Here is a 26,681-nt window from a genome sequence, read left to right as displayed (position 1 = left end):
GTGCTATGACAACACTTGAAGCTAAAGATCGATTGCCGGACACTCATCTTTCTCATCAAAAGAAACTATTTGCCGGGGACAAGACCCTTTGGATGATCATTGCTCTTCTGATGGTCATGTCTCTGTTGAGTGTCTATTCTGCCATTTCCAATGAAGCATTTGCTCATGATTCTTCTGTTTTTGCTCCCATGCTTAAGCATGTTGCTCTTATGATCATGGCGCTTGTTGTTTGTGTGGTCTTTTCTCATATTCCAACGAAGTTGTGGCGTAAGTTCGCTCTGTTTGGGCTTATTTTGGGTATTGTGCTACTTCTTCTTACCCAATTTATGGGTATTGAGCGTAATGGAGGAAAGAGGTGGCTCAGTATCTTAGGTTTTGAGTTTCAAACCTCAGAGGTGGCACGCCTTTGCCTCATCAACTATATTGCGTTCAAACTTTCTGTCGAAGAGTATGCCAGCAAACGTACTTTTATACATATTGCGTTGGCAACCGGAGCTATCTGTATTCCTATTTTTCTCCAGAATATCTCTAGTGGGCTTCTCCTTGGTATGACTTCCTACATCCTCTGTTTTCTGGGGAAGGTGCATAAGAGAACCTTTATAAAAGGAACCATAGCAATGTTTGCAGGAGCAGCTTTACTTGTCTGTTTATTGCTAATTCTTCCGATGGATGTTGTAAATAAGATTCCGGGTCGATTTGGTACGGGAAAAGCGCGGATAGAGAGCTTTATTGGTAAGAATGCTACCGAAAAAGAGAACGAAGATGAAGGAAAAGACTTTCAACGGATACAAGCCAATATTGCTATTGTAAAAGGAGGAGTAACAGGTGTTGGTCCCGGAAATAGCGAGTCTCGTCTTGTCTTACCTCAGCCTTTCTCCGATTTTATATTTGTAATTATCCTTGAAGAGTATGGTCTTATTGCCGGGCTATTGTGTATTGCTCTTTATATTTGGCTTCTCTTTTATATTGGAAAGCTGGCCAGCAGATTAAAATTGTTTTACCCTAAGTTTTTAGTCATAGGGATTGGTATAATTATATGTACTCAAGCTCTCATACACATGATGGTAAATGTAGGAATCATGCCTGTTACAGGACAGACTCTTCCTTTTATCAGCAAAGGAGGATCATCTTATCTTGTAACATCTATCTATTTTGCTCTCATTTTATCTGCAAGTAGGGAGCTTGAAGAGCAACAGGAAGAAGCCATTGCTCAAATGTCCGGGGCAGAAACCCCAATAGCCATTAACACAGAAGTTATACCGGAAGTTCCCATAACTGATGCATCCTATTATGATGACGAAAATACCGGATACCATAAACATAGAAAATCATGAGTAAAGAGCTAAAGAATATCATTATCAGTGGCGGAGGTACAGGAGGGCATATCTTTCCCGCTATCTCTATTGCAGACGAAATAAAGAGACGTTATCCCTCTTGTAAGATTCTGTTTGTGGGGGCAAAAGGACGAATGGAAGAGGAAAAAGTTCCTAATGCCGGTTATGAGATACTTCTCCTTCCTATAATGGGATTGCAAAGGAAGAAGGTTTGGAAAAATATCAAAGTATTTTACCGTCTCCTCAAAAGCCTAAGAATGGTAAAAGGAGCCATCAAAGAGATTAAGCCTCAAGCCGTAATAGGAGTGGGAGGATATGCCAGTGCCCCTACTTTAATAGCAGCCCAACGTCTTGGCATAACAACTTTGGTGCAGGAGCAAAACTCTTATGCCGGAGTTACGAATAAGATTGTTGGAAAGAAAGCAAAGGCTGTCTTTGTCGCTTATGACAATATGAAGAGATTTTTTCCAAAAGCTCCAATACACTTTACAGGGAATCCGATCAGAGCAAGTTTGACGAATCAACTTCCGGCTAAAGAAGTTTGTGCTGAAGCTTTTGGCTTATCTCCTGATAAACCGACACTGCTTATTATTGGAGGCAGCCTTGGGGCATTGAGCGTGAATCAGGGAGTGATTGCAAAGATAGATATGCTTGCCAAACGTACAGACATACAAGTATTGTGGCAGACAGGGGCGGCATATTTCAAAAAAGTAGAGGCTGCGCTTAAAGCACACGGATCGCCTTCTAACATTGTGGCACGCAAATTTATTTACGAAATGGAGAAAGCTTATGCTTTGGCTACTGTCGTCATTTCACGAGCCGGGGCAAGTAGTATATCCGAAATTTCGGCATTGGGACTCGCATCTATCTTAGTCCCGTCTCCAAATGTTGCCGAAGATCATCAGACACATAATGCCATGGCTTTGGTTCAGAAGAATGCGGCATTGATGGTTAAGGATGCGGACTGCTCAACATCTCTTATCCCCACGGCTCTTTCTCTTTTGGATGATCACGAAAAGTGTCGTACACTGTCTGAAAATGTCCGTCCATTGGGCAGAGTAAATGCAGCAGAACAAATAGTAGATATTTTGGAAAAGATATTGCGAGAATGAATATAAAAGAGACTTATACTCCAATTTTCTTCATTGGAATAGGAGGAATTGGGATGAGTGCTATTGCACGATATTTTCTTCTTCACGGATTCAAAGTAGGAGGATACGACAGAACAGAGAGCCATATCACACGTGCTCTTGTCGCAGAAGGTGCGGAAGTTTTTTATGATGACAATTCAGACTTTATACCCGAAGCTTTTCGCTCGGAAGATACCTACGTTATCTACACTCCGGCTGTCCCGACTGATGCTTCCGTGATGTCTTATTACAGAAATAAAGGGATCAAATTATACAAACGTTCTCAGGCTTTGGGAGAGATTACGTCTCGTTCTAAGGCTCTTTGCGTTGCCGGAACACATGGCAAGACCACCACTTCTACCATCTTGGCTTGTCTTATGGCAGAAACAGTGATACCATCTGAACATGTCGGTGTGAATGCTTTCCTTGGAGGAATTTCTCTCAACTATAACAGCAATCTTCTCTTGGACGCAGATGCTTCTTTTACAGTTGCCGAGGCAGATGAGTATGACCGATCGTTTCATACCCTTCATCCTCACTATGCCATCATTACATCTACCAGTCCGGATCACTTGGATATCTATGGCACGGAAGAGGCATATTTGGAGGCCTTCTCGCATTTTACTTCCCTTGTTTCGCCTAAGGGAGGGTTAGTCATGCACAAGCATGCAACCTGTACACCTCGCTTACGCGAAGGTGCTCAGTTCTACACCTATGCTAAGAATGAGCAGGCAGATTTTTATAGTAATAATTTACAGTTTAGATCCGGTGAGCTATACTTTGACTTCCATTTCCCCGGAGGTGTTTACCGGGAGATGCACATTGGTGTTCCTATTGAAATCAATGTGGAAAATGCAACAGCAACCCTCGCGGTAGCTCACTTATGTGGAAAAAGTGAGGCAGAACTCCGTTTGAATCTCTCTTCATTTAAGGGGGTTCATCGCCGATTTGAACGAGTGCTTTCCGGGGGAGAAGGGGGCTTTGTCCTTATTGACGATTATGCACACCATCCCGAAGAGATAGCGGCAAGCATCCGTTCCGTGAGAGTCCTTTATCCCGATAGCAGACTCACGGCAATTTTTCAACCACACCTTTACAGCCGTACGGCAGATTTTTATAAAGAATTTGCCGAAGCTCTTTCTCAAGAAGCACAAGTTGTTCTCCTTCCCATCTATCCGGCAAGAGAAGAGCCTATGCCCGGAATTACATCCGAACTTATTTTGGAGCATATCTCTCCCAATGTTATTGCGACCTCTTGCTCCAAGTCGGAGTTGACAAAGACATTGGATCGTTTTCCGGCAGATGTCTATCTCATGCTTGGAGCGGGAGATATAGAGTTATTGGTACCGGAGGTTAAAGAATATCTCATCCAAAAACAGAAAAAAGCACTATCTTAGACCTCCATGAAGCAGAGACTCAAGCATATTGTTGTCATACTTGGTGTACTTCTTATGTGCGCTGCATTTGTTGCGTCCTATTTGGTTGCATCTCCTCAAAAATATGAGGATGGCAATAAAATAATCCCAAGTAAAACATCTGTGGAAATCTCTCATGAGGCAGAACAAGCATTCGTAACCCCTGCCGATGTGCTTTCTCTTCTGAATTTGAGCATTAAAGATACCGTGCTTCGCAGTGTAGATACCCGAAAACTCGAACAGGAACTCATAGAAAAAAGCCCATATATCAAGTCTGCAACAGCCTATGTTGCACCTCAGTCTCACTCTTTGCAGATCGAGCTGGAAGAGAGACAGCCTTTGATGGCTCTCTACTACGGAGAGAAGGCATCATATATAGATGCCGAAGGTATTATTTTCCCCAATAGAAAGGGAGCTGCTTACGTTCCCGTGGTTACCGGAAATATTTCGGAGAAAACAGCGCAGACCTATCTTCTCGATCTTGCTCACTATCTTGAGGAGCATAAAAAATGGAGAAACTTCTTCGGCTCTATACACGTCGTTTCAGAGAAAGAGATCTATCTCTATCCCAGAGTAGGGGAGTTTGTATTCTGTATCAGTCCTAAGATAGACTTTGACGAACAGCTTGGCAAGGTCGATATCTTCTACGAAAAGATACTTCCGCGTACCGGAGTGAATAAGTACTCCGTTGTCAACCTTTCGTATAGAAATCAGATCGTTTGCACCAAGAGAGGAGAATAAGTTTTATTGCCTTCTATCTCTCAGCACAAATGTCAATTTTTCAGCACTAAACAGCTCTTTATGTGAGATGATATACCCTTTCCTATAAGGTTTTCCATCTAATAGAATTGCTTCAATGTATTTGGATTGAGGCGATTCTTTTTTTGCTTCTATCGTAAGTGAAGCATGAGGATAGTACTCTTGATCCAGCTCTATAACCACCTCATCGAATCTCGGAGCAGTAAGGGCATATATAGGTGTTCCTGCAGAAACAGGATAGAATCCGAGCATTGAGAAAATAGCCCAAGCGGACATTGTTCCCGTATCATCATTGCCGGGAAGACCGCCCGGTGCTGTCGTAAAATACTTATCCAGCAGAGCGGGAATCATCTCCTGTGTCCTATAAGCATACTTAGGGAAATAGCAGTAGAGATAAGCATTATCAATATCCGGCTCGTTAGCCATGTCATAGTATCCTTTTGCGAAGGTCTCATCCAGTTTTTGGGTAAACACCCTTTCTCCACCCATCATCTTTGCCAGATTTTTGATGTCAAATGGAACGTAGAAGTTATAGTTCCATGCCGACCCTTCGTGGTAGCCGGTATTTTCTTGAAAGTCCTTGCCGATTCTTGGATCGAAAGGTGTCATGAAAGAGCCATCTTGCATTCTTGGTCTGAAGCAGTTGTACTCTTTGGAGAAGAGCTTGGTATAGCTTTTTGCTCTTGCGATAAGGGTTTTGTAAGTCTCTTTATCTCCCATGGAAAGAGCAAACTGAGCGGCATTAAAGTCTGAGAGATAATACTCCAAAGACTGTGAGACACAGTTGTCGTGCTTCTTTTGGTTCGGAACATATCCATGTTTGACATACAGCTCTATATTCGGACGCACTTTGTTCTCTTTAGAAACATCCAAGGCGGAGCGTTTTATCGCCTCCAATGCCAGATTTGTATCAAAGTTTCTCAGTCCGCGTTGCCATGTGTCGTTGATTACAATGGCTGCAGGGTCCCCATCCATTGTGAAAGTCTCACGGCTGTATAGCTCCCATTTCGGAAGATAACCATTCTCTTTGTACATATCCAGCATCACATCAATCATCTCCAACTGCTTCTTAGGATCCAAAATACAGTAGAGAGGATGCACTGTTCGGAAAGTATCCCATAGGGAGAATACCGTATATCTCTTCTTTCCTTGTGGTAGTGTAATCTTTTCAAGAGTTTCCATCTTGTTGTAAGACCCGGAAACATCCTGCGCAATATTAGGATGGATTAGCGTATGGTAAAGAGCGGAGTAGAATACTATCTTGTCTTTTTCACTGTCTCCTTTTACTCTTATCTTCGATAGCTCTTTATTCCATTTCTTTTGAGCATCGCTCACGATGGTTTCAAAAGAGAGCCCGGCAGGTTGTTCTGCTTCAAGATTTTTCATTGCTTCCTCTTCGCTTACCATAGATACCCCGGTTCGGACAGTGATTGTGGTAGGCTCTTCTACATCGTAAGAGAAGAACACACCTATATTATCTCCCGACATTTCTTGGGTAAAGCCCTCATAAGGTTTGTACTGCCCTGTATATTTATCCCAAGCCAGGTCTATCGGCAGGAAGCGTTGAAGCTTCCAGAAGCCATGTTTTACAGGAGTTCTCTCTATTCTCATCGCAAAATAGAGACGGAATACAGCATCATGGTGATAGCAGAAAGAGCCGACCAGCTTACTGCCTGTTATGGTCTGTTGATCCTTAAATCTCGCTATGGCTCCACTCTCATTCGTTAGTCCCTCTCCGAGGTTTAGCAAAATATTTGCTTTCCCGACAGGGAAATGAAAGCGCGCCATAGAGGTGCGTTCTGTCGCTGTAACCTCTGCACGGATACTATATTTGGCAAGTGTTACGGCATAATACCCCGGTTGATTCACCTGCTCTTCCATTACCGATCCATACTTTACGGGATCGAATACCAGTTCACCGGTTGTCGGCATCAAAAGAAGAGAGCCTAAGTCCGGGCATCCTACACCGCTAAGATTTACTTGGGCGAAGCCGGTAAGAAAACTATTGTTTGAGCTGAACGGAGTGCTCCACCACATACTATCCTTTTCAAACTTATTGATTCCCTCTCCGCCCATCACATTGAAAGGAGTGATGTTCATAAGCCCGTGCGGATGCTGTGCTCCCGGATTGGTTGTTCCGTAGTTGGATGTTCCTATAAGGGTATTAACCCATTTAATAGGTTCTTGTGCTACGACGCCGGATACAAAAAAGCAGAACAGTAGCAGCTGTACAAAATATCTACGACTCTCTTTCATAACTTTTGGTGTCTCTATTCTAATGAACGCAGGTAAGCAATCTCTTCTGCCCAGATGGTATCATCGGGTGTTTCGAGGATAATAGGGATGTTATCCAGTCTCGAATCTTTCATTACATAGGAGTATAAATCCAATCCCATTACTCCTTTGCCCAAGCTGTGGTGTCTGTCCACACGAGTGCCGAGATCCTTCATAGAGTCATTCAGGTGAATGCCTCGAAGATATTGCAAACCGATAGTCTCCTCAAACTCTTTCCACATAGCCTCGTAGGCTTCCTTGTTCCGGATTTCATACCCCGAAGCCAACAGGTGAGCTGTATCCAGACACACTCCTATCCTCTCTTTATTCTCGACATGTTCTATAATGTATGCCAGATGAGAAAATCTGTATCCCATGTTAGAGCCTTGCCCTGCGGTATTTTCCAGAACAGCTATACAGGAAGAGGTCTCAGCCAGAACATCGTTGATGCTATGAGCAATATTCAGCAGGCATTCCTCTTCTGATATTTTGTTCAGATGGCTTCCGGGGTGGAAGTTAAGCAGGTTCAGACCCAGCTGCTCACACCGTTGCATCTCATCCAGAAACGCATTTTTGCTTTTCAGTCGCATATCTTCTTCCGGACTGCCCATATTGGTGAGGTAGCTGTTGTGAGGCAATATCTTACTCAGATCAAAGCCATACTCACTGCATCTCTCCTTAAACAGGCGGATGCTTTTATCCGTAAGAGGGTTTGCCACCCATTGTCTCTGATTTTTGGTGAACAGGGCAAAAGTGTTTGCTCCTATCTGATGTGCATTCACCGGAGCATTTTCCACTCCTCCGCTGGCACTTACATGTGCTCCTATATATTTCATTGTTTATTGTCTGTGTTTGAGAATAAGTGCGATTGTTACAAGATCCCCTTGAAAAAACAGAAAAGAGAGACAATACTTTACAGCACGATCTCCCTTTCTTGTGAATTTTATATGTCGATCTTCTTCCCTTATTTGGGAAACTGTTATTTCTTTACTTCAGGCTGGACAAAGTCTATAAAGCAAAGTCCGGCAAGGGCAGTACCATATCTCTTTTCTATGGTGATACCTTCTGTGATAAAGTTTAGTTCGCCAAGATAGTATTGGGAGTAAGTCTTTTCGTGCAGGTCATTTATTACACGGATAAGACGAGCTTCAAGCTCTTCTATACGATACCTTCCGCTCACTTCGCACACAAGACCGCCGATCTTTTCGTCAAAGTTTTCATCCTTATACATCCATGCGTACACCACTCCGGCAGAAACAAACTCATCTTGCATACCGTGAGACACGGACATGATGGTTTTCAGCTCCGAGCCGAAAGGAGGAAGGTCTATCTCATCCATTGTTACCAACCTTGCCGTAGCAGGAAGCACGGAAGAGTAAACCATAATGTTAAAGTCTGAAATACCTGCATCGTAAAGCGCCATATGGTATGACCCTGCGTGTAGTTCCAGATCCGATTCTCCACTACCCTTAGTGATGAAGAATGTGTTGGGGATTAAGTTTCCTACAATCTTACTCATCTGTTCTAATCGTGTTATTTCCTTTTCTCTGTTTATCTATCCTAAATACTTTGTGTTCGTGAACATACGCCTGTTCACTCCGCCTTGCAAAGGTACACAATAATATTTATATCTCGAATAGTTGGTTTCGGGAAGAAAGGAAACATCATTCATCCGCTTACCTTTTCACGAAGAAGATCAGATCCGAAACATTTTCATCCTTGGCAGTATCCGGGGCTATAAAAATAGTCGGTTTCGTGATTATCTTTTTGTTTTCCAGCTCCGCAAGCAGATCCCAAAGTATTTCGTGATACAGGATGACGATTGCTTGCGACTTGTCTGCGAATCCAAACTCTTTCCGCAACAGCTCTATATCCAAAGATTGCTCCAGAAAATCCGCAATGCTGTCGGCTATTTTCTTTGACTCAAGATAGAGTGAGTTCTTATCGTTTTCCTCAAGGATTGGTACGGTTATATGCCCGGATTCATTGAATAAATTAAACTTGGAAAATACGGCAATGGTGTTCTCTTCCGTGATTTTCCCATTTTTCTCAAAGTCTTTCAAGAGAAGATCCAGTTGTCGGGTATTTGAGATAAAAGGTCTTATCCTTGAAAAAGCACCCTCACTCCAGTTGATTTTGAGCGAGTAACCCTTGCTTGACAGAGTATTAGTACCGCAGTAAAAATCTCTTTTAGGATAAAGTGTCCAAAACTCACCGCTCCACAAGGGCTCTTTCATGGAGAGTTCTTTTTTTCTGATAGCTCCTCTCTCCTCCAAACACTTCCATACCAGTCCATCAATAACATAAGAGAAAAGGATGCTGTACGAGTTCCGCTCTCTTCCTTCACTCTTCAACAGCTTCACAAAATCGGCAACATCTTTCCCGATTTTACCTGCCAAAGCCTCCGATAGCTCCTTAGAATGGTTGCGCAGTTTGAGGGTTTGCAGGCTGTCCAATATTATTATATTGGTTTGGAATTTGTTTTTGTTGTTTCGGATCAACTTCCAATCTGCAAGCAGTTGCAGCTGACTGTACGTGAACTTAACATTGAGCGAATCCAATGCTTTAATGGTGTGCGGCTCTCTTAAAGCGAGAAGTATTTCCCAATTGTTGTCGAGGCGGACAATGTTATTAGGTGTGCCTTTGGAGGTGATGCAGTAGGCGATGCTTTCGTTATGAGCAAACGAGTTGAATCTGCTATTTTGAGCTTTCATCGTACCAACCGATAATACCAGTAGTATTACACTTATCCAAAAAGATTTCATCATACCTGTCAAATCCGTTATTTCATAATTTGTACTATTAAGGAAAGGTGAGTAACTCCTTTCATCCGGTTTGCTAAGGTACTTAATATTCCTTTCTATTATACTTTTATGCTCAAATTGTTGTATTCGATGTCTATGATTGGGAGCGGGGAGTGCTTATCCGTACAAAATATGTAATATCCGGAACCTTTACGGGAAAAGTTTGTCGGGAGTTGTTATCTTTGCCATCAGAGGTTGGAATATAATATATATCAAGCAGATCTATGTCTCAGTTAATCTCTATACAAGATTTTCCGCCGAATATCCCGGAAAGTAGTTTTACTTCCTCTCTTTACACCATTGTTTTTCTGGAGCAGGGTTCTACATTCATGGTGGATGGTACGGATTACGATGCGGAAGCCAACACGGTGTTATTCCTCTCACCTTACCAGAGTTTGGTATGGTCAAAGCCCCCTGATAGCTATCGACAACTCTCTTTTCATAGCGACTTTTACTGTATCGAGTACCATAAATATGAGGTGGCTTGCAATGGATTGTTGTTCAACAACGCCTATCTGAAACCCTACGTGAGCGTCTCGCCCTCTCTGCTGCACTATCTTTACGAGCTGACAGACCGGATTGCAGAAGAGCAGCACCGGGACAAAGAGGAGCTTCCTTTTACTTCCTCTATCATCAAAACCTATCTCCAGCTTCTGCTTGCCTTGTGCAGCAGACAGAAAGATGCTTTGGAGGGGCAGCTGAACAGTGTTACGGACAGACTGGCACTCCTGTTCGAGCAGCTCTTGGAGAAGCATCATCTGGAGGAGAGGAGAGTGCTTTTTTATGCCCGTGAAGTGGGTATCTCTTCCGAAGTATTGAGTAGAAAGAGCAAGCAGGCATTTGGAAAAACTCCCTCGCAATTGATACAGGACCGGGTTATCATCGCCGCCAAAAGGCTTCTTCACCTTACGGACAAGAGCATAAAAGAGATTGCACTGATGCTGAACTTCCAAGACGAGTTTTACTTCAGCCGTTACTTCAAAAAGGCAACAGGGCTTTCGCCGAAGCACTTCAGGGATGAAGTCGGTATCACCATCATTACTCCTCCTCAACCTCCTCACTGAATACCGGAAAATCTTTTTCGTATGGCTTTTTACCGGATGGGTGTCAAATCTATCCATGTTAATATCATGTTTATCCATTCCCTGCGTTGTTGAAAAGCCGGAACTTTGCAGTGTAAATAGTAAAATGAATAAGTTGATATGAAAAAGTTGATGGAACAGATCTTTCAGACATCCGGGAAAATTATTCTGAACCTGGAGCGCCCATTCTTTAACTTCATGCGTATATCCATCTTTGTGGTTATGGCGTGGATCGGAGGGCTTAAAGCTTGCCAATACGAAGCCGATGGTATCGTGCACTTTGTAAGCAACAGCCCTTTCATGAGTTTCTTCTACACGAAGTCCAATACTTATGTAGAGAATGATAAAGGAGAGATGGTCAAGGAATACACACTGCATAAAAATCCGGAAGGAAAGATGGTGCAGAAGAATATAGACTGGCACAAGGTTAACGGTACCTATCCTTTCTCTTATGGTCTTGGTACGATGATTGTTCTCATAGGGCTTTTTGTCCTCTTGGGTATTTGGTTTCCCAAGGTCGGACTGATAGGAGGATTACTCACCTTTGGTATGTCCATCGTTACGCTTTCTTTCCTTATAACAACTCCGGAGTCTTGGGTTCCTAATCTGGGTGGAGACTTACCGACGCCCCATTATGGCTTTCCATACTTGTCGGGTGTAGGAAGGCTTGTTATCAAGGATATTATCATGAGTGCCGGCGGACTGCTCGTGGCTTGGGATGCAGCTCGCAGAATCGTGAAACGATAACTTTCGATCTCCGGTTTCTATACCGAAACAGGGTGTGTCATACCGGTATGGCACACCCTGCTTTGTATATCATGGAATACCCGGATATACTCTCTTTTTAGATTAAACGTATTCGCAAGATTTTTTGAACAGGTATAAAAGATGCTTTTATCCTGTATCTTTTATGGCATCAAGGCACGATCTGCAGAGATCATGCCTTGATGGGTACTTTTCAAAGCTTGATTTTTGCCATTCAAGTCTTGATGCTTGGTTTTGAATCTGTTTAAGCAGAGTTTTATAGCCGTTAAGATGCTTTTTTATTCCCTTATAGACGAATTATGAAAGCCTTGATGGAGACAGAGCCAAACTACTTGCCCTTTTGTTCGTTTGCAAAAGCTTCTATCCGCCGGCAAGCCAAATCTGCGCTGATAACAGCCATCGGCAGTCCGGCACCCGGTATCGTGGAAGCTCCTACGTAGAACAGATTGAACAACTTTTCATCAAAATTCGCCGGGCGGAATCCACCTATCTGCATCATCTTGTGGGATAGTCCGAGACCGCTACCCTGATAGAGGTTGAACCTCTCCTCCCACTCTTTGGGCGTATAGATGGTACGCGACACCACCATAGAGGGTATATCTTCTCCTATTCTCTTGGAGAAGTCCTCAAGGATGCTGTCCACGATCTCATCTCTATCGCTCCAATCTTTTTTGTATTGCAGGTTGGGTACGGGACATACAAAGAACAGGCTCTCGCATCCTTCAGGGGCACAGCTGTCGTTGTGCTTGGATATGACATTGACGTAGTAGTATGGCTTTTGCAGCGTATCGGGATCTTTGAGGATATTGTGTGCATACTCCTCATAGTTTGTGCCGAGATAGTAGTTGTGCTGATCGAGCCGGGGCAGCTTTCCTTTAATACCGATGTAGAACGTCAGATAGCCCATGGTCCACTCTTTTTGAGCCAACTTTTGCTCGCTGTACGCTTTTCGGTGCAACACTCTTCCTCTGAACAGTGCGGCGTCTGCGTTGCAAAGAAAAATGTCGGACTCATATCTGTTGCCCTCTCTATCTATCACGGCTGTGAGTTTGTCTCCACTGAAAGAGACATCTTTAATCTCTGTGTCGAACCGGAATGTGGCTCCCGACTTTTCCAGCTCCGATACCAGCCCCTGCACGATGTTGTACATCCCTCCTTTTACATTGTAATAGCCATCATGGCAAAACTCTGTGTGGGAGAGAAGGCTGTATATCGCCATGGTGTCGAAAGGCGTGCGACCGAGAAAGAATGCTACCAGCGAGATGATCTGACGTGCCTCTTTTGAAGAGAAATGCTCCGTAACGTGTTGCCAGAATGTCTTGAGAAGAACCGGTATATGGCGTGGATTGACCTGCATCAACGTGGTGATGTAGTCGAACATATTGTCGAAGTTGTTGCGGATGACAATGTCAAATGTGTCTTCAAACAGCGCTCTCGATTTTTTGAGATACCGCCTCATTTTGTTCTCAAAGTCCGGCTCCACTCCCTCGAACTGCTCGGCAAGTCGTTTTATATCCTTGTATAGGTGATAGGTCTTATCATCCCCTCGGAAGTTTACCGAGTAGAGCGGATCGAGTTCTACAAATTCAAAAGGCATCTCAACACCGCACTTGTCCAGAAACTCCTTGAATACATAAGACATACTAAAGAAGCTGGGACCGGTGTCGAAGGTAAAACCATCTTTCCGAATCCGGTTGAGACGTCCTCCCGGCTCGCTATTTTTTTCGATGAAAGATACTTGGAAGCCTCTTTTGGAGAGCAGGAGGCCGCTTGCCAAGCCACCAAGACCTGTGCCTATAATTGTTACTTTTTTATTCATGATATATTGTGCTTTTGTTTGAATTTGGAGTAGAGCTCATCCTTCACCCATTTGAAGTTTGGTTCTGCCATCAATATTTTTTTGTAATACTCGTCTGCGCGTTTGACGTCATCCAGTGCGTCATAGGTTTGGGCTATCTGTATCCAGAGTGCAAGCAGATTCCAGTCTTTGGCTTCTGCATTGCTCTCTTTCTGCGAGAGGTATAGCCGCTCTGCCGTAAGGTAGTGCTTGAGAGCATTGGGCTTGGAACCACCGAAGAGTGCAGGGCGATAGAAGTCTATATTGCCGAGCTGCACGTATCCGAAAGCATTGTCGGGGTCTTGTTTTACAGACTTTTCGGCAGCCGATATACTCTTTTGTCCCAAGAACGGAGCCTTGAACTTGTTCAGTCCTACCTGGTATCCGAGATAGGCGGACTCGTATGCAAGCATCAGAGCAGGGCGTACCTGCCGGCTCTTGAGCCTGTTCATCCTCTCTTCCATCCTCTTCATGTAGGTTTTGGCAAGGCTGTTTTTCTTATTGCCTATACACCATCCGATGTAGCCGTATTCAAAGTTGAGAAGCTCCAGTTCCTGCTCTGTGTTTTTCTCTTTAATGGTGTGCATCCGGTCTATGACACGCTTCCACGACTCCATATTATTATATATGTATGCGTTGTAGATGCTCTCCTTTTCCGATGCGGATAGCGAAAGAGGAAGAGAGAAGAGCAGCAGGAGGAATAGTAGAGTGAAGTGTTTCATCTGTTTTAGCTGTTTATAGAGTACGACCTTTCCATCTGAACTCCCGGCGTTGCTTATTGATCCACGATTTCAGAATGAATGCCCCAAGCATGATCTGCTGAGGAATGATGAGCAGTATATTGTAGAAGGGAGACTGTCCGGCAGTCAGAGAGACCATCACTCGTGTAAGGATGACGATGCCGATATAGTACAGCGCAAAGATAGGTGAGGATGAGAGCAGAAGAGGAACGATGCCGAAGGTGGTTACAGACCAGAACAGCAGAGCAGGGAGATAGGCATTGGCTCCGCCGAAGAAGTAGGTAACGTTCTTGGAAAATCCGTCCAGTGCTCCTTGAAGATCGCTGTACATCTTGCAGTGGATGCTTTTTATTCCGGTAAGACACGCCACTTTGCGCCGTTTTCTCTTGAAATATCGGGCGATCTCAATATCTTCCGCTTTGCTGTGGCGATAGGTATAGTGGGGGAGGAGAGCTTTGTAGGCGTTTCGTCTGAATAGCATGCACTGTCCGTTTGCCGCCGATAGCGATGAAAAGCATGATAGTCTCACAAGCGGCAGAAACAGCAACGTGAGTAGAATGATGTGCATATTGGGAACGGAAACTTTCTCTGCCCATGTCTCCATATCCTGTGTAGGAAAGACGGTGAAGAGGTCTGTCTTTTTCTTCTGACAGTATGCCACGGCTCTGTCTACGAATCCAGGCTCTAAGCGAACATCGGCATCGAGGAAGAGGAAGAAGTCTCCTTCGGCTTCTTTGGCGAGAGAGTGGCAGGCGTGATTCTTTCCAAGCCATCTTTCGGGTAGCGATGAGGAGGAGATCAGACGCAGACGGGCATCGTCCCGGCAGTAATGAGAAACGATCTCGGCAGTGTTGTCTTCGGACTGATCGTCCAGTACGATGATCTCTCGGATGCTTTCATCGTTTACTCTTTTAAGGTCGGAGAGAAGGTGTGAGATGTTGTCGGCTTCGTTGCGAGCAGGTATAAGGATGGAGACTTTCCCTCTCTCTGCCTCTCCGATGCGCGGATGCTTGGGCAGAGTTTCGAGGAAGAGCATGTTGAGGAATGCTATCAGGAATCTCAGCAGAGCGAATCCGAAAACGGCGTATGCGATATACTCGATCATTCTTCCGTGTGGAGCTGTCGGGAGAGACAGTCGGCATAAAATCTGTTATACTCTCTTTCCAAAGTGTCGAGGCTCATCTCTCCGGTAAACTCTTCTATATACATCGTTACCGTAGGCTTAGGATGGGCGAGATAATCTATAAGGTTGGCGGAGAAGATCACCTGTACGCTTTCTCTTTTATCTTTTAGGATGCGTTCGATGCCCTTTTGAAAAGAGAACTCGGATAGGTAAAGGGACTGCAGTTTCCCTTGCGGATAGATCAGCAGCATATTCTCTTTCTCTTCGAGCAACCGTGTGGCGTATTCCAGAGAACGGATTATCTCTCTGCTGCCTTTATTGACGGAGAATGCTCCGGTGCGGTTGAAGAAGCGGTAGCGTAGCAGCTGATCTTCCTGCATCATGAAGTAGAATTTTCGCTTGAACACTTTCCGTTTCAGGTACATTGCCCAAAAGCCGTCCCACCATCCGATATGATTGGCTATGAGCAATACAGGCAACTCTCTGTCCGTGAATGTCCCGATGATCTTGGCAGCATGGAATCTTCTCCGGATGAGATACTCCGTGTAGTACTGAAAGAAGGGATAGACGATGGGATGATGTCGGGCTTCGAGCATATTATGCGATAAGAATGATGAGGAAGAACAGGACTTGGATGGTGAAGAGAAACAGTGCCATTCTGTTGCGGACAGTGATATTCATCACGTATCTCAGGGTATGAAACAGCAGAGCAAGCACTCCCCATACGAGATAGTTCTGAACAGGGATTACATCACCGCCCCACGACCACATGTCCATACGTGGTGCCACTTGCTCCATAACCATATCGTAGCCGACCATGAGTATAGATGGCAGGATGATCCAAGAGAGGATGTTACGTGGCAGGAAGCTTGATATGGCTGCGCTCAGGTAGAGTAGCAGCACCCAGTTGAGACCGATGAGCAGCGGCGTTCCGGCTATCTTCACTCCAAGTTCACTGCCGTAAGAGTAGCTTCCGAACACATCTCCCGTTGCCACTCCCCATACTTCGACGCCGAAGCTGAGTACTGCTACGATGAGGGAGAAGAGCAGCAGCCCGGATCTTTTAGGGGTTTTGTCGTACAGCCCCAGGAATAGTACGGAGAAGAGCAGAACCCAAGGTGTCATCCCGGTATATAGGGTTCGGGTTTCGGGGTTAGCCAATTGGAGCGCACCGAAGATGTAGAAGATGGCGATGAGAGCCATGATTAGCCAATCTGCTTTTTTATGTTTTTGCATCGGTTGTTATGGTTGCTAAAGTGATTGTAAATATCTTGTTTTTTCTGTTTCGCTTATCGTTTTCGGAAATGGTAATTATCATCCTTCAATTTAGTAATTACCATTTTTCAGTTTAGTAATTACCGTTTTTCAGTTTAGTAATTATCGTTTTTTTGATTGGTAATTATCCTCTCTCGAAACAGCCCTCTATCTTGTCCGAATGCTCCATGGCTTTTTGGTAAATGATCCTGAACCAAGGGGTGTAAAGATCGGGATGGTTGCGGATGTCCGAGTCTAATGTTTCGTGGGGCAAGTAGTTCCAATCCATGACCTCGTCAGGATTCGGAACCGGCTCTGTATCGGTTATGTAGGCAAAGACTCGGTCGTATTCGTGTTCGGTGAGCCCGTTGTCGAAAGATGCGGTGTAGGTAAAGTCGAACAGCCGGACAAGTCTCTTCGCTTCCACTTCTATCCCCATCTCTTCCATCATACGCCTGCAAGCGGCATCTTCGTAGCTCTCTTCCAGGAACGGATGCGTACAACAGGCATTGGTCCAAAGCCCTCCGGCGTGATATTTTTCCCGGGCTCTCCGATGCAGAAGCCACTCTTTCCGGTTGTTAAAGACCAGTATGGATACCGCTCTGTGCAGCACTCCCTTGCGGTGTGCTTCCATCTTTTCCATAGTGCCGAGCGTGTTGTCGCCTGCATCCACAAGGACCACCATATCTGCTGTATTGTTTGAAGTCATAGAATGTTTATTCGGTTTTTGATGATTGCAGAGAGTAAAAGCAGCCCTTTCTGATAGTCCGGGACACGGATCCTTGTCTGAAGAAGTTTGTCCGCAGGGGTTTTCTTTATCTTGTTGAGCAGACCTTTGTAATATTTATATGCGGTGAGGACGGCGAGCCGGGCATCTTCCGGGAGCTTCTGTATGCCTTTGTAGGCTTCGGCAAACTCTTGTTCGATCTCTTTTACAAGCTCCATCTTCGTGGCTTCATCGAAACTCTCTATGCGGAGATTTGGGAAATAAGTGCGCCCCAATCCGAAACAGTCGTCTTTCAGATCCCTGAGAAAGTTGACCTTCTGAAATGCCGAACCCAACTTCATGGCCGGTTGCTCCAACTCCTTGAACAGCTTCTCGTCCCCCTTGCAAAAGACTTTCAGACACATCAGACCCACGACATCCGCCGAACCGTAGATGTACTTTGCCGTCTCTTCTGCTGTCTTGTACTCCTTCTTTTCGAGATCTGCACGCATACTCGCCAAGAATGCCTGTATGTGTTCTTCCGGAATACCGAACTGCTTTACCGTCAGCTGAAAAGCATAAAGGATAGGATTCGTGCTGATGCCATACTTGTGTGCCAGATGATAAGACTCTTCGAAGAGATCCAACAACTCCTTTTGGTTGTGCTCGTGAAAGGTGTCCACGATCTCATCGGCTATACGAACAAAACCGTAGATGCTGTGTATGGCAGGACGTATATCTTTGGAGAAAAGACTGGAAGCCGAATAGAATGATGTGCTATACATTTTCGTCAGACCACGACTCATTTCAAACGAGCAGATGCGGTACTTACGATAGTTGGAGGCATTGGTTGTCTTCATAGTGTCGGACGTGTTTATACTACAATTGAAAAGGATACCCGAAGACCATATTAAGCCTCTTCTGCAATTCCTTTTTCTCAAAGATATAAAAAAATCATTCCATGTTCATTATACCTTGACCATATCCTGAAAAAGAGTTTTCAAAAGCAAATCTCAGACTAAAAATGTGTTGCCTACAACAGGGTAGTGTCCGGAGATTTTGGAGACCGATTTCGCACTCTTTACGATCGCCTTTTGAGGGTGATTTTTATATATTCCATACACCGCCTTTGGGCTCTCTCTATTTTGATCGGAGAGGTCATTTTCAGAGCACGACCGAACTGTTAAATTTGCCCCGTTTTATTAACACAAATTGCAATACTTGTTAAGCCAAAACAGTAAACGAGCATATTCTTCCGGCTTAACGTGTTTAATTTTTCAGTAAACACGTTTAGTGATTTCAATGAACACGTTTACCGGATTCGGTTAACGTGTTTAGAATTTTTTGCTTCTGTGCTGATTTTGAGGTGTTTATCTGTTTTCTTCGTAAAAAGGTCGTTTTTGTGGCAATTTCTCTATTAGTATATATTTACAGTCAGGTGTGTTAGATTTTACATTGTTTAACCTGAGAGAGGGCGATGAAGCGCACAGAGAAAAAATTTTTTCGGAATTCGAGAAAATCTATATCCGTTTGATACTCTTGCTGTTCCGATTTTTCTACTCTTTCCTGCCTCGCTTCGGGACTCGTCCGAAAGGCTGATTCGGAGATTTTTTGCGAGACCATTTTTATATAAAAACTCCCTCCGAAAATCTCTTCTTCAAGGACACATTTTAGGTATCACATACCAAAGGTGTCAATAGTTTTCTCTATTTTTGTACTCTTAAAATATCGGAGTCTATGAATACACCCGGAGACAAGAGAAAAACACCCACTTTGAAAGGAAATCCTATTCAGGAGACTTATCATGTGCGAGAGGCAATGGAGCTGTTGCCATACCTTGTACACGTTTCTTCTCGTTCTCGTAGCTCTGCCAAACAGCTGCTTTCGGCCAAGCGTGTGTTGGTGAATAGTGAGTACATTTCGCAGGCAACGCATCTGCTTTCTCCGAGAGATGTGGTGCAGATTTCAAGAGTTTCCCGACCGGAGGAGTTCAATCATCCCAAAATCAAAATCCTTTGGGAAGACTCGGACTACGTGGTCATAGAGAAGCTCTACGGGCAGTATACGGTGGACACCACCGGTAAGTATGGAGATCGCACGGCTATCCGCCTGCTTAGCAACCACTACAAGAAGTACGATCCGGATGCAAAGCTCTTTATGGTGAACAGGCTAGACAGAGAGACTTCCGGCATTGTGGTCTTTGCCAAAGGGTTGCAAGCGAAAGAGCTTATCATCTCATCTTGGAACAAGATTGTGCAGGAACAGATCTTTGTTGCCGCAGTGGGAGGCGTGCCTGCCGAGAATAAGATGCAGATCTCTACACTTGCAAGAAACAAAGAGGATAGCTCCAAGAAACAGAAGAGTAAGAGTGAAACCAGAGAGCGAAACGCATCCGTGGTGGAGCTTTCTCTGCTTCGGACCGATGGCGAAAGCAGTGTCGTCCAGCTGAATGCCTCTCTTGGACGGATCTTCTCTCTGCGTCAGGTCTTGGCAAACAAAGGATTGGTGATCATGGGAGACAAGAGAAACTCTTCTCCGTTCACGCTTAAAGACAGAATAGCGTTGGAGCAGATCTCATTGGTTTTCACGCATCCCAAAACCGGCAAACGGATCTCTTTGAAACGCTCTTTCCCCACGCATCTGTTCGGTTATCTGAAAAACAGACAGTCCGACAACCAAATATAGACCTATAAATACCGTTCTAAATTATCTTTATGAAAAAAGTATTCCTATTCTTTTCCCTTGCCCTGCTCTTGGTAAATACAGCATTGGGGCAGATGATTACTGATGCCGTAAAGTGGGATATCTCTATCTCGGACATTGCAGACGGCAAGGCGCGTATCTCCTTCACTGCAAAGATGAAGAGTGGATGGCACGTGTACGACATGAATCTACCTGAAGGCGGTCCTTCGTCAACAGAATTTCTGTTTGATACACTCGCCGGAATGACCCTCTCAGGAGAGGTAGCACCGGACAGAAAGCCGTTGGATGTTTTTGATAAAAACTTCGAGATGAACCTTCGTTGGTATGCCGATGAGGTTATATTCACGCAAGAGCTTAATGTCGAAGACCCTGAAAACTACAAGGTAAGCGGGGAAGTGTTCTTCATGGCTTGTAATGATGAGAGCTGTTTGCCGCCCGAAAGAGTGGAATTTAACTTTGAAAAAGGTAGTCCGGTAATATCCGGAGCGGAAGGTGAATCTGCCAACATGGAGGCGGCTTCTGCTGAAAAAAGAGAAGATACCGTTATCGGCGACCTGTGGAAGCCGGTTGTGGAGGAGTTGAAATCGTTTGGAGATACCACTCTGTCCAGAACAACGGATACATCTCTTTGGAGAATATTTATATTTGGATTCCTTGGCGGTTTGGTGGCACTCCTTACACCATGTGTCTGGCCTATGATACCGATGACCGTGAGCTTCTTCCTCAAAAGAACCAAAGACCGCAAGAAAGCCATCAAAGACGCTATCACTTATGGCCTTTCCATCATCGTTATCTATCTTCTTCTCGGATTGACCATCACTTCAATCTTTGGAGCAAGCGCGCTTAACGACCTTTCGACAAGTGCCGTATTCAATATTATCTTCTTCTTGCTGTTGGTGGTGTTTGCGGTTTCGTTCTTCGGAATGTTCGAGCTGACACTTCCACAATCCTGGACCAATAAGTTGGATGCAAAGGCGGATGCCACAACAGGTTTGTTGAGTATCTTCTTCATGTCTTTCACGCTTGTGTTGGTCTCTTTCTCTTGTACCGGTCCTATCATCGGGACACTGCTTGTACAGGCTGCCACCATCGGTAATGCCGTAGGACCTGCAGTGGGTATGTTTGGTTTTGCATTGGCGTTGTCCATTCCGTTCGGACTCTTTGCCGTGTTCCCAAATATGCTTCAAAGCATGCCGAAGAGCGGTGGTTGGCTCAACAGCGTAAAGGTTGTTCTCGGTTTCCTTGAACTTGCATTGGCATTGAAGTTCCTTTCCGTCGCAGACCTTGCATACGGTTGGGGCATCCTCGATAGAGAAGTGTTCGTTTCTCTATGGATTATCATCTTCGCCCTTCTTGGTATGTACTTGTTGGGTAAGATCACTCTACCGCACGATTCCGAAGTGAAGCGCATATCCGTTCCTCGCCTTCTCATGGCCACCATATCCTTTGCTTTTGCCATGTATATGGTGCCCGGCTTGTGGGGTGCACCCCTAAAAGCGGTTAGTGCATTCGCGCCTCCGCTCTACACTCAAGACTTTAACCTTTACGAAGCAGAGGTACATGCAGAGTTTGACGACTACGAAACAGGTATGGCCTATGCGGCTAAACACAATAAGCCGGTAATGATAGACTTTTCCGGTTTCGGTTGTGTGAACTGTCGTAAGATGGAAGCAGCCGTTTGGACAGACCCCAAAGTGAAGAGCGTTATAGATAACGACTATGTTCTCATTACACTTATCGTGGATGACAAAACCAATCTGCCTGAACCGATGATCGTTACCGAAAATGGTAAAGAACGTAAACTCAAGAGCATCGGAGAGAAGTGGAGCTATCTGCAACGCGTTAAGTTCGGAACCAACTCACAGCCTTACTACGTCTTGTTGGATGCTCAAGGCAAACCTCTTGCACCATCTTACGCATACGATGAAGACGTTGCGAAGTATTTGGATTTCTTGGAATCCGGTAAGCGAGAGTTCAAAGAACGAAACAAGTAATCTTAATGACATATGACTAAACATACTCCCGAAGAGAAGCAGCAAGCTCTCGGACGGGTGCTGAATATTCTCGACATCCTGCGGGCAAAGTGCCCGTGGGATCGGGAACAAACTTACGAGTCTCTCAGGACAAATACGATAGAGGAGGTATTCGAGCTTTCGGATGCGCTCCTTTCTCGTAATATGGCAGAGCTTAAAAAGGAACTCGGAGACGTCTTACTGCATGTCGCTTTCTATGCGAAGATAGGTGAAGAAGACGGTGAGTTCGATATTGTCGAAGTGTGCGACGCTTTGGTGGATAAGTTGATCTTCAGACATCCTCACATCTTTGGGGATAAGAGCGTGGACAACGCTGCTGAAGTGGAGAGCAATTGGGAGAAACTCAAACAGAAAGAAAAGGGTGGAAACAAGACTGTACTCTCCGGCGTGCCTCGAAGTCTGCCTTCCATGATCAAGGCATACAGAATACAGGACAAGGCTCGCAATGTCGGGTTCGACTGGAGTAACCGTACAGATGTTTTTGCTAAAGTGAAAGAGGAGCTGGCAGAAGTGGAAGAGGCATTCCGTTCATCGGAAGGAAAGCCCTCTGCGGAGCTGGAAGCCGAGGTCGGCGATCTCCTTTTCAGCATCATCAATATGTCTCGTCTGTGGGGACTCAATCCGGACAATGCTCTCGAAGCCACCAACAGAAAGTTTATCCATCGCTTTACGCACATAGAGAAGCAAGCCAAAGCGCATGGCGTGGAGCTTAAAGACCTCTCTTTGGAAGAGATGGATGTCTGGTGGGAAGAGGCAAAGCAGATTCCCGAAACAGAGTCGTAAACACCTCTTTTAACCTCTTTCCGTCATGTCGAATACCCCACTTTTCTCGCTTAAAGATGTTACCTGTGGCTACAGCACCGGTTTTGAAACCGCAGGAGTATCTCTCTCTTTGGAAGAGGGTGCTTTTGCCGGGATAGTGGGAGCCAATGGTTCGGGCAAGACAACGCTTTTCAAAGGAATTTCCGGCACGCTCCCTCTGAAAAGAGGCACGGTGGAGATCAACGGCAGAGACCTCTCTTCCTTTTCCTTGAAGGATAAAGCCAGAGAGATGGCGATAGTAACGCAGTTCAGAGATCCCGTGGATCTCACGGCGCAGGAGTATGTGCTGATGGGGCGACTTCCGTACAGAGACCGCTATCAGTTCTTCGATAAAAAGGAGGATATTGCTTTGGCGGAACACTATATGGAGCTGACCCAAACCACTCATCTCCGTAACAAGAACATGAAAGAGCTTAGCGGAGGAGAACAACAGATGCTTAGCATTGCCTCTGCACTCGCACAGCAGCCCACCGTACTGCTTTTGGACGAACCCACAGCCCATCTCGACATCAGGCATCAGATGGCATTCATGAATCTGTTGCAGGAGTTGAACGAGAGGGAGAAGCTCACCGTCCTTATGATCCTGCACGATCTCTCCATGGCTGCGGAGTATTGCGACTATATCCTGATGATGAAGCGTGGCAGACCTTATGCCCAAGGTCGTCCTCACGATGTGCTTACGTATGAAAATATCGAAGCGGTTTTCGATACCGTTGTAGTGGTCAGCAGCAATCCCGTATCGGGCAAACCTATTATTCTTCCCATATCCGCACGCTATCTCAAAAGTGCGGAGCGATCATAACTGCCAGTACTGAAGATGGAACTCTATATTATCAGACATGGAGAGACCCTCGAAAATGCCCGGAATATATGCCAGGGGCAGCTGGACGGAACGCTCTCACCCAAAGGAATAGAAGAAGCAAAAGCGGTGGGGAAGCGAGTGGCGGAGATACCTTTCTCTGCTATCTATACCAGCGATCTGGGTCGGGCGCACCACACGGCAGAGCTTATCCACTCCTTTCATCGGGGTAAGGCTTCTCTCTATTCGGATAAGAGGTTGCGAGAACGCTACTTCGGGTCGTTTCAGGGACAAGCTTTTCCCAAAGACTTTTCCACCTTCGCCCCACCTCCGGAGACGGAAACACCGGAAGCCATAACGGAAAGACTCTCCGACTTTATCTCCGAAATCAGCCGGCGATACCGGGGAGCGGAGGAGAAAGTCCTGCTTATCTCCCACGGCTTCACCATCAAGGTGCTTTGGTGTCTGCTCAACGGCTCTTCTCTTACCATGTTGGAGAGTACTACGGAGATAGCCAATACATCGTTGGGAATAGTCGAAGTAAAAGACAATGGGTTTATAATAAAAATGTGGAACAATACAGACCATATAAAACAAGAGGAGAGTTGATCTCCTCTTGTCGTTTATGGGGCTCTGCTGTCCTGCTTTTTTTGCCGGACGATGCCTACTTATTGGCTTTCGGATCGTTGTTGTTGTACCACTTGAGATACTCCTCTGTGTAGGTGATGCCCGACTGCAACAGCTCTTTCTTCTTATCCTCTTTGATCGAAAAATCCGTAGCTTTTACGCCCAAAGTGTCTATGTAGATGGTTCTTTGCCAGTCGTCGCAGTGGAGGTGAACATTATCCTGCGCATCTATCAGCGTACCCAGCAGGGCAAGAGTATAATCCCAGAAGTTTTTTATCTCTCTTTTCGGAGGCTCTGCCTGGTCTCTAAACATCGCAACTTTCTCCTTGCCGTCGAGACGGAATCCCAATGTCTGTTTGTTATAAACGTACTCTGAGATCTTCCTGCTCCGCTCTTTCAGATTCTCATTTATCTTTTCGTAGTAGTCCGTTCTGTTCCAATTCGATTGGACATACTTGCGTCTGTCGAAGATTTTTACCGGATAGTTGTCCAGCAGACCACCATCCACATAGAGGTCTCCCCGCATACTCCGCTTGCCGGCAAAGAAGAGAGGGATAGACATGGATATGCGTGCCGCATCCGCTATACAGAATCTCGGGGTGTGTTCATGCGAAAAGATTTCCGAAAAACCTGTGGATAGATTGGCTCCGATAAGATAGATCTCTTTTGTGTTCAACTCTTTAAGCGAGTGTTTCAGATCATCAAAAGTCGCTTCGCTATTGCCCAACTTTTTAGCGATGAGATTGCCAATCCATGAACGGAAAAAGTCTCCTTTGTACCAGCCGAACTCGTTGATCAGTCTGTGGCTATCTTGAATAATGCCCCAAGAATCGTCCATGAAGCTGTTGAAATTAAGGTCCCACAGGATCTTTTTAAGCTCCTTGGGAGTATATCCCACGCCGAGCAGAACCGCCACGATAGCCCCTGCGGAAGTCCCGGCAATGCGTTCGATGTTTTGATAAATGCCTTCTCGCTCCAATACTTCAAGAGCGCCCACGTAAGATATTCCTTTTACGCCTCCTCCTTCAAACACTAAATTCTTAAAAAAGTACTCTTTTGACTTCATAGTTACTTGTTGTTCTAAAATTAGATATTACAGTTCCTCACTTGACGGTTGGTCAGTTTTTCACTTCTTAAATGTACACACTTTTTATGAATACACCACTCTTTTTCTCTCTTACCCTGTCTAAAAGATCCGTTTGATGCGTTTACTTCTTTCTCTTATCGTGTTAAGAAGTATCATTTGAGCTTCGATTGGTGGAAATCAAGGCTTGAGTCCCACATTTCACGGCTTGAAAACCACACTTCAAGCCTTGATCTCTGCAAACCAAGTCCTGCTTTCCAACATTTTAAGGCTTTAGCCATACTTTTATATAGGATCAATTTGTTTTGTGAGCAGGTTCATTCTTTTTAGGAAGAGCTATTCTGTAATTAAGGAGAGGAATTTTCAGGAAAGCATATTCGGATTATCTGCCGGTATTCTACTATTTGTTCCTCATAAATGTAAGTTGGAGAAAAACATTTGTCAAGGTGTTTGTGGCTTTTATTAGGAATTTTTACGTAACTTGGGGCTGCATGGATTGAATAAATTATTACTCGGAATTAAGAGAAAAGAGATTAACTATGAGAATTTTAACCATATCATTTGCACTACTATTCCTTTTTGGAGGAGTTACTGCTCAGAATCGTCGTCTTTCGAGAGCCGTTTGGCCCGATACGTTGGATCTCGCAAAGTTGGAAGTGTTATACGAGTTTTCTCGACCGGAAGCAGCGGATCACTCTGTTATAGAAAAGAGTGAAGATATTCTGATTATCGGGGATAAGGTCTCGGCTTATATGCGTTACGGCTATTACCGTTCCGATTCCGTTTTTATTAAAATGAAGATGGTTGAAGGTCCTCAAGATTTTGTATGGAAGACGACATTCGATTATAACAGGCCATCTCTTAAGACTGCAAAAGTGTATAAATACTACCATAAGAATGAAATGGAAGTAGTGCAGGCTGTAAGTTACAGCCCTTTCTCTTTTGAAGAACCGCTGGGAAAGATCAGCTGGAAGATGCTGGATGGAGAGAAAAACATACTCGGTTACAACTGCAAAAAGGCAGAAGGCACTTTCCGAGGGCGGATCTGGGATGTTTGGTACACAGAAGAGCTGGATGTTGCAGATGGTCCCTGGAAGCTGAACGGGCTGCCGGGATTGATACTGGAAGCTGTGGACCGGACAGGACAACTGGCTTTTCAGGCATTTGGTGTACGGAAGTCCGATGGCGGTATCGTCTACAAGGATAAGTTTTCCAAGCCTGCCAAGACCACTTATCCCAGATTTCAAAAGCAACTCAAAGCATACCACAGCAATCCTGTCGCTTATTATCAGTCTTTACCAAACTCATCTAAAGGTGGCACTTTTGCCAAACAGCCGAAAAAAGATCACGTCTATTTGGAGCTGGAAGATGAGTAAAAGCTCTGAAATAT

General features: G+C 44.9%; 24 protein-coding genes. 12 read left to right on the top strand and 12 right to left on the bottom strand.

What is annotated here, in order from left to right; all coding sequences use genetic code 11:
- The first annotated feature begins 5 nt into the window (after positions 1-5).
- The 4 genes from HQ43_RS02535 to HQ43_RS02520 are packed head-to-tail and all read left to right on the top strand — an operon-like array spanning position 6 to position 4,620.
- Positions 6-1,334, top strand: a complete 1,329-nt coding sequence (locus HQ43_RS02535) for an FtsW/RodA/SpoVE family cell cycle protein (RefSeq protein ID WP_036789264.1) — start codon at positions 6-8, stop codon at positions 1,332-1,334.
- The gene (gene murG / locus HQ43_RS02530; protein ID WP_036789262.1) at positions 1,331-2,446 is read left to right on the top strand and encodes an undecaprenyldiphospho-muramoylpentapeptide beta-N-acetylglucosaminyltransferase; all 1,116 of its coding nucleotides are present in this window, start codon (positions 1,331-1,333) and stop codon (positions 2,444-2,446) included. Before HQ43_RS02535 ends, murG begins: the two co-directional genes overlap by 4 nt.
- Positions 2,443-3,861, top strand: coding sequence for a UDP-N-acetylmuramate--L-alanine ligase (gene murC, locus HQ43_RS02525; protein ID WP_036789260.1), 1,419 nt, complete (start codon positions 2,443-2,445; stop codon positions 3,859-3,861). Before murG ends, murC begins: the two co-directional genes overlap by 4 nt.
- Positions 3,862-3,867: 6 nt before the next feature.
- A complete protein-coding gene (locus HQ43_RS02520) occupies positions 3,868-4,620 on the top strand; it encodes a cell division protein FtsQ/DivIB (protein WP_036789258.1) in 753 nt (250 codons plus the stop codon).
- Between the two features lie 3 nt (positions 4,621-4,623).
- Here the strand turns inward: HQ43_RS02520 and HQ43_RS02515 are convergent, their stop codons facing one another.
- The 4 genes from HQ43_RS02515 to HQ43_RS02500 form a co-directional block, all read right to left on the bottom strand.
- Entirely contained in the window at positions 4,624-6,894 is a 2,271-nt protein-coding gene (locus tag HQ43_RS02515) for a GH92 family glycosyl hydrolase (RefSeq protein ID WP_081964521.1), read from the bottom strand.
- 14 nt (positions 6,895-6,908) lie between these two features.
- Entirely contained in the window at positions 6,909-7,748 is an 840-nt protein-coding gene (gene nfo / locus HQ43_RS02510) for a deoxyribonuclease IV (RefSeq protein ID WP_036789256.1), read from the bottom strand.
- Positions 7,749-7,891: 143 nt separating this feature from the next.
- Positions 7,892-8,431 (bottom strand): pyruvoyl-dependent arginine decarboxylase, encoded by a 540-nt coding sequence (locus tag HQ43_RS02505; protein ID WP_036789254.1) that lies wholly within the window; start codon positions 8,429-8,431, stop codon positions 7,892-7,894.
- Between the two features lie 157 nt (positions 8,432-8,588).
- Positions 8,589-9,680, bottom strand: coding sequence for a hypothetical protein (locus tag HQ43_RS02500; RefSeq protein WP_152567468.1), 1,092 nt, complete (start codon positions 9,678-9,680; stop codon positions 8,589-8,591).
- A gap of 260 nt (positions 9,681-9,940) precedes the next feature.
- Here HQ43_RS02500 and HQ43_RS02495 point away from each other — a divergent pair, with 260 nt between their 5' ends.
- Together HQ43_RS02495 and HQ43_RS02490 are read left to right on the top strand one after the other, a co-directional pair.
- The gene (locus tag HQ43_RS02495) at positions 9,941-10,780 is read left to right on the top strand and encodes a helix-turn-helix domain-containing protein (protein WP_052103029.1); all 840 of its coding nucleotides are present in this window, start codon (positions 9,941-9,943) and stop codon (positions 10,778-10,780) included.
- Positions 10,781-10,930: 150 nt separating this feature from the next.
- The gene (locus tag HQ43_RS02490; RefSeq protein WP_152567472.1) at positions 10,931-11,545 is read left to right on the top strand and encodes a DUF417 family protein; all 615 of its coding nucleotides are present in this window, start codon (positions 10,931-10,933) and stop codon (positions 11,543-11,545) included.
- Between the two features lie 346 nt (positions 11,546-11,891).
- Here HQ43_RS02490 and HQ43_RS02485 read toward each other — a convergent pair whose 3' ends face one another.
- The 7 genes from HQ43_RS02485 to HQ43_RS02455 all read right to left on the bottom strand — a co-directional run bounded on the left by HQ43_RS02485 (position 11,892) and on the right by HQ43_RS02455 (position 18,083).
- The gene (locus tag HQ43_RS02485; protein ID WP_036789248.1) at positions 11,892-13,382 is read right to left on the bottom strand and encodes a phytoene desaturase family protein; all 1,491 of its coding nucleotides are present in this window, start codon (positions 13,380-13,382) and stop codon (positions 11,892-11,894) included.
- Positions 13,379-14,122 carry a tetratricopeptide repeat protein gene (locus HQ43_RS02480; protein ID WP_036789246.1) on the bottom strand — a complete coding sequence of 248 codons (744 nt, stop codon included), beginning with the start codon at positions 14,120-14,122 and terminating at the stop codon, positions 13,379-13,381. The genes HQ43_RS02485 and HQ43_RS02480 overlap by 4 nt, the downstream gene beginning before the upstream one ends.
- A 13-nt stretch (positions 14,123-14,135) precedes the next feature.
- The gene (locus HQ43_RS02475) at positions 14,136-15,245 is read right to left on the bottom strand and encodes a glycosyltransferase family 2 protein (protein WP_036789243.1); all 1,110 of its coding nucleotides are present in this window, start codon (positions 15,243-15,245) and stop codon (positions 14,136-14,138) included.
- The gene (locus tag HQ43_RS02470; RefSeq protein WP_036789241.1) at positions 15,242-15,859 is read right to left on the bottom strand and encodes a lysophospholipid acyltransferase family protein; all 618 of its coding nucleotides are present in this window, start codon (positions 15,857-15,859) and stop codon (positions 15,242-15,244) included. The genes HQ43_RS02475 and HQ43_RS02470 overlap by 4 nt, the downstream gene beginning before the upstream one ends.
- Position 15,860: 1 nt before the next feature.
- Positions 15,861-16,499 carry a carotenoid biosynthesis protein gene (locus HQ43_RS02465; RefSeq protein WP_052103028.1) on the bottom strand — a complete coding sequence of 213 codons (639 nt, stop codon included), beginning with the start codon at positions 16,497-16,499 and terminating at the stop codon, positions 15,861-15,863.
- Positions 16,500-16,662: 163 nt separating this feature from the next.
- Positions 16,663-17,226 (bottom strand): isopentenyl-diphosphate Delta-isomerase, encoded by a 564-nt coding sequence (gene idi / locus HQ43_RS02460; RefSeq protein ID WP_036789239.1) that lies wholly within the window; start codon positions 17,224-17,226, stop codon positions 16,663-16,665.
- Positions 17,223-18,083, bottom strand: a complete 861-nt coding sequence (locus HQ43_RS02455; RefSeq protein WP_081964520.1) for a phytoene/squalene synthase family protein — start codon at positions 18,081-18,083, stop codon at positions 17,223-17,225. The genes idi and HQ43_RS02455 overlap by 4 nt, the downstream gene beginning before the upstream one ends.
- A gap of 877 nt (positions 18,084-18,960) precedes the next feature.
- Here HQ43_RS02455 and HQ43_RS02445 point away from each other — a divergent pair.
- From HQ43_RS02445 to HQ43_RS02425, 5 genes are all read left to right on the top strand, one after another.
- Positions 18,961-19,908 (top strand): pseudouridine synthase, encoded by a 948-nt coding sequence (locus HQ43_RS02445; protein WP_052103027.1) that lies wholly within the window; start codon positions 18,961-18,963, stop codon positions 19,906-19,908.
- A gap of 92 nt (positions 19,909-20,000) precedes the next feature.
- Entirely contained in the window at positions 20,001-21,920 is a 1,920-nt protein-coding gene (locus tag HQ43_RS02440) for a protein-disulfide reductase DsbD family protein (RefSeq protein WP_394358410.1), read from the top strand.
- A gap of 12 nt (positions 21,921-21,932) precedes the next feature.
- Complete coding sequence (gene mazG / locus HQ43_RS02435; RefSeq protein WP_036789233.1) at positions 21,933-22,742, top strand: nucleoside triphosphate pyrophosphohydrolase; 810 nt, start codon at positions 21,933-21,935, stop codon at positions 22,740-22,742.
- A gap of 25 nt (positions 22,743-22,767) precedes the next feature.
- Positions 22,768-23,583 (top strand): ABC transporter ATP-binding protein, encoded by an 816-nt coding sequence (locus HQ43_RS02430; RefSeq protein WP_036789231.1) that lies wholly within the window; start codon positions 22,768-22,770, stop codon positions 23,581-23,583.
- Between the two features lie 15 nt (positions 23,584-23,598).
- A complete protein-coding gene (locus HQ43_RS02425) occupies positions 23,599-24,189 on the top strand; it encodes a histidine phosphatase family protein (protein ID WP_052079536.1) in 591 nt (196 codons plus the stop codon).
- Between the two features lie 55 nt (positions 24,190-24,244).
- On the opposite strand, the gene HQ43_RS02420 is transcribed toward HQ43_RS02425, so the two are convergent.
- Positions 24,245-25,273: a patatin-like phospholipase family protein gene (locus HQ43_RS02420; protein WP_036789229.1), complete on the bottom strand. Its 1,029-nt coding sequence runs from the start codon at positions 25,271-25,273 to the stop codon at positions 24,245-24,247.
- A 557-nt stretch (positions 25,274-25,830) separates the two neighbouring features.
- Between HQ43_RS02420 and HQ43_RS09420 the strand changes: the two genes are divergently transcribed.
- Positions 25,831-26,667 (top strand): GLPGLI family protein, encoded by an 837-nt coding sequence (locus HQ43_RS09420; protein ID WP_052089998.1) that lies wholly within the window; start codon positions 25,831-25,833, stop codon positions 26,665-26,667.
- Positions 26,668-26,681 lie beyond the last annotated feature (14 nt).

It is taken from the genome of Porphyromonas canoris, from assembly GCF_000769115.1.
Classification (GTDB): domain Bacteria; phylum Bacteroidota; class Bacteroidia; order Bacteroidales; family Porphyromonadaceae; genus Porphyromonas_A; species Porphyromonas_A canoris.
This window is presented reverse-complemented; position numbering and strand designations above follow the sequence as displayed.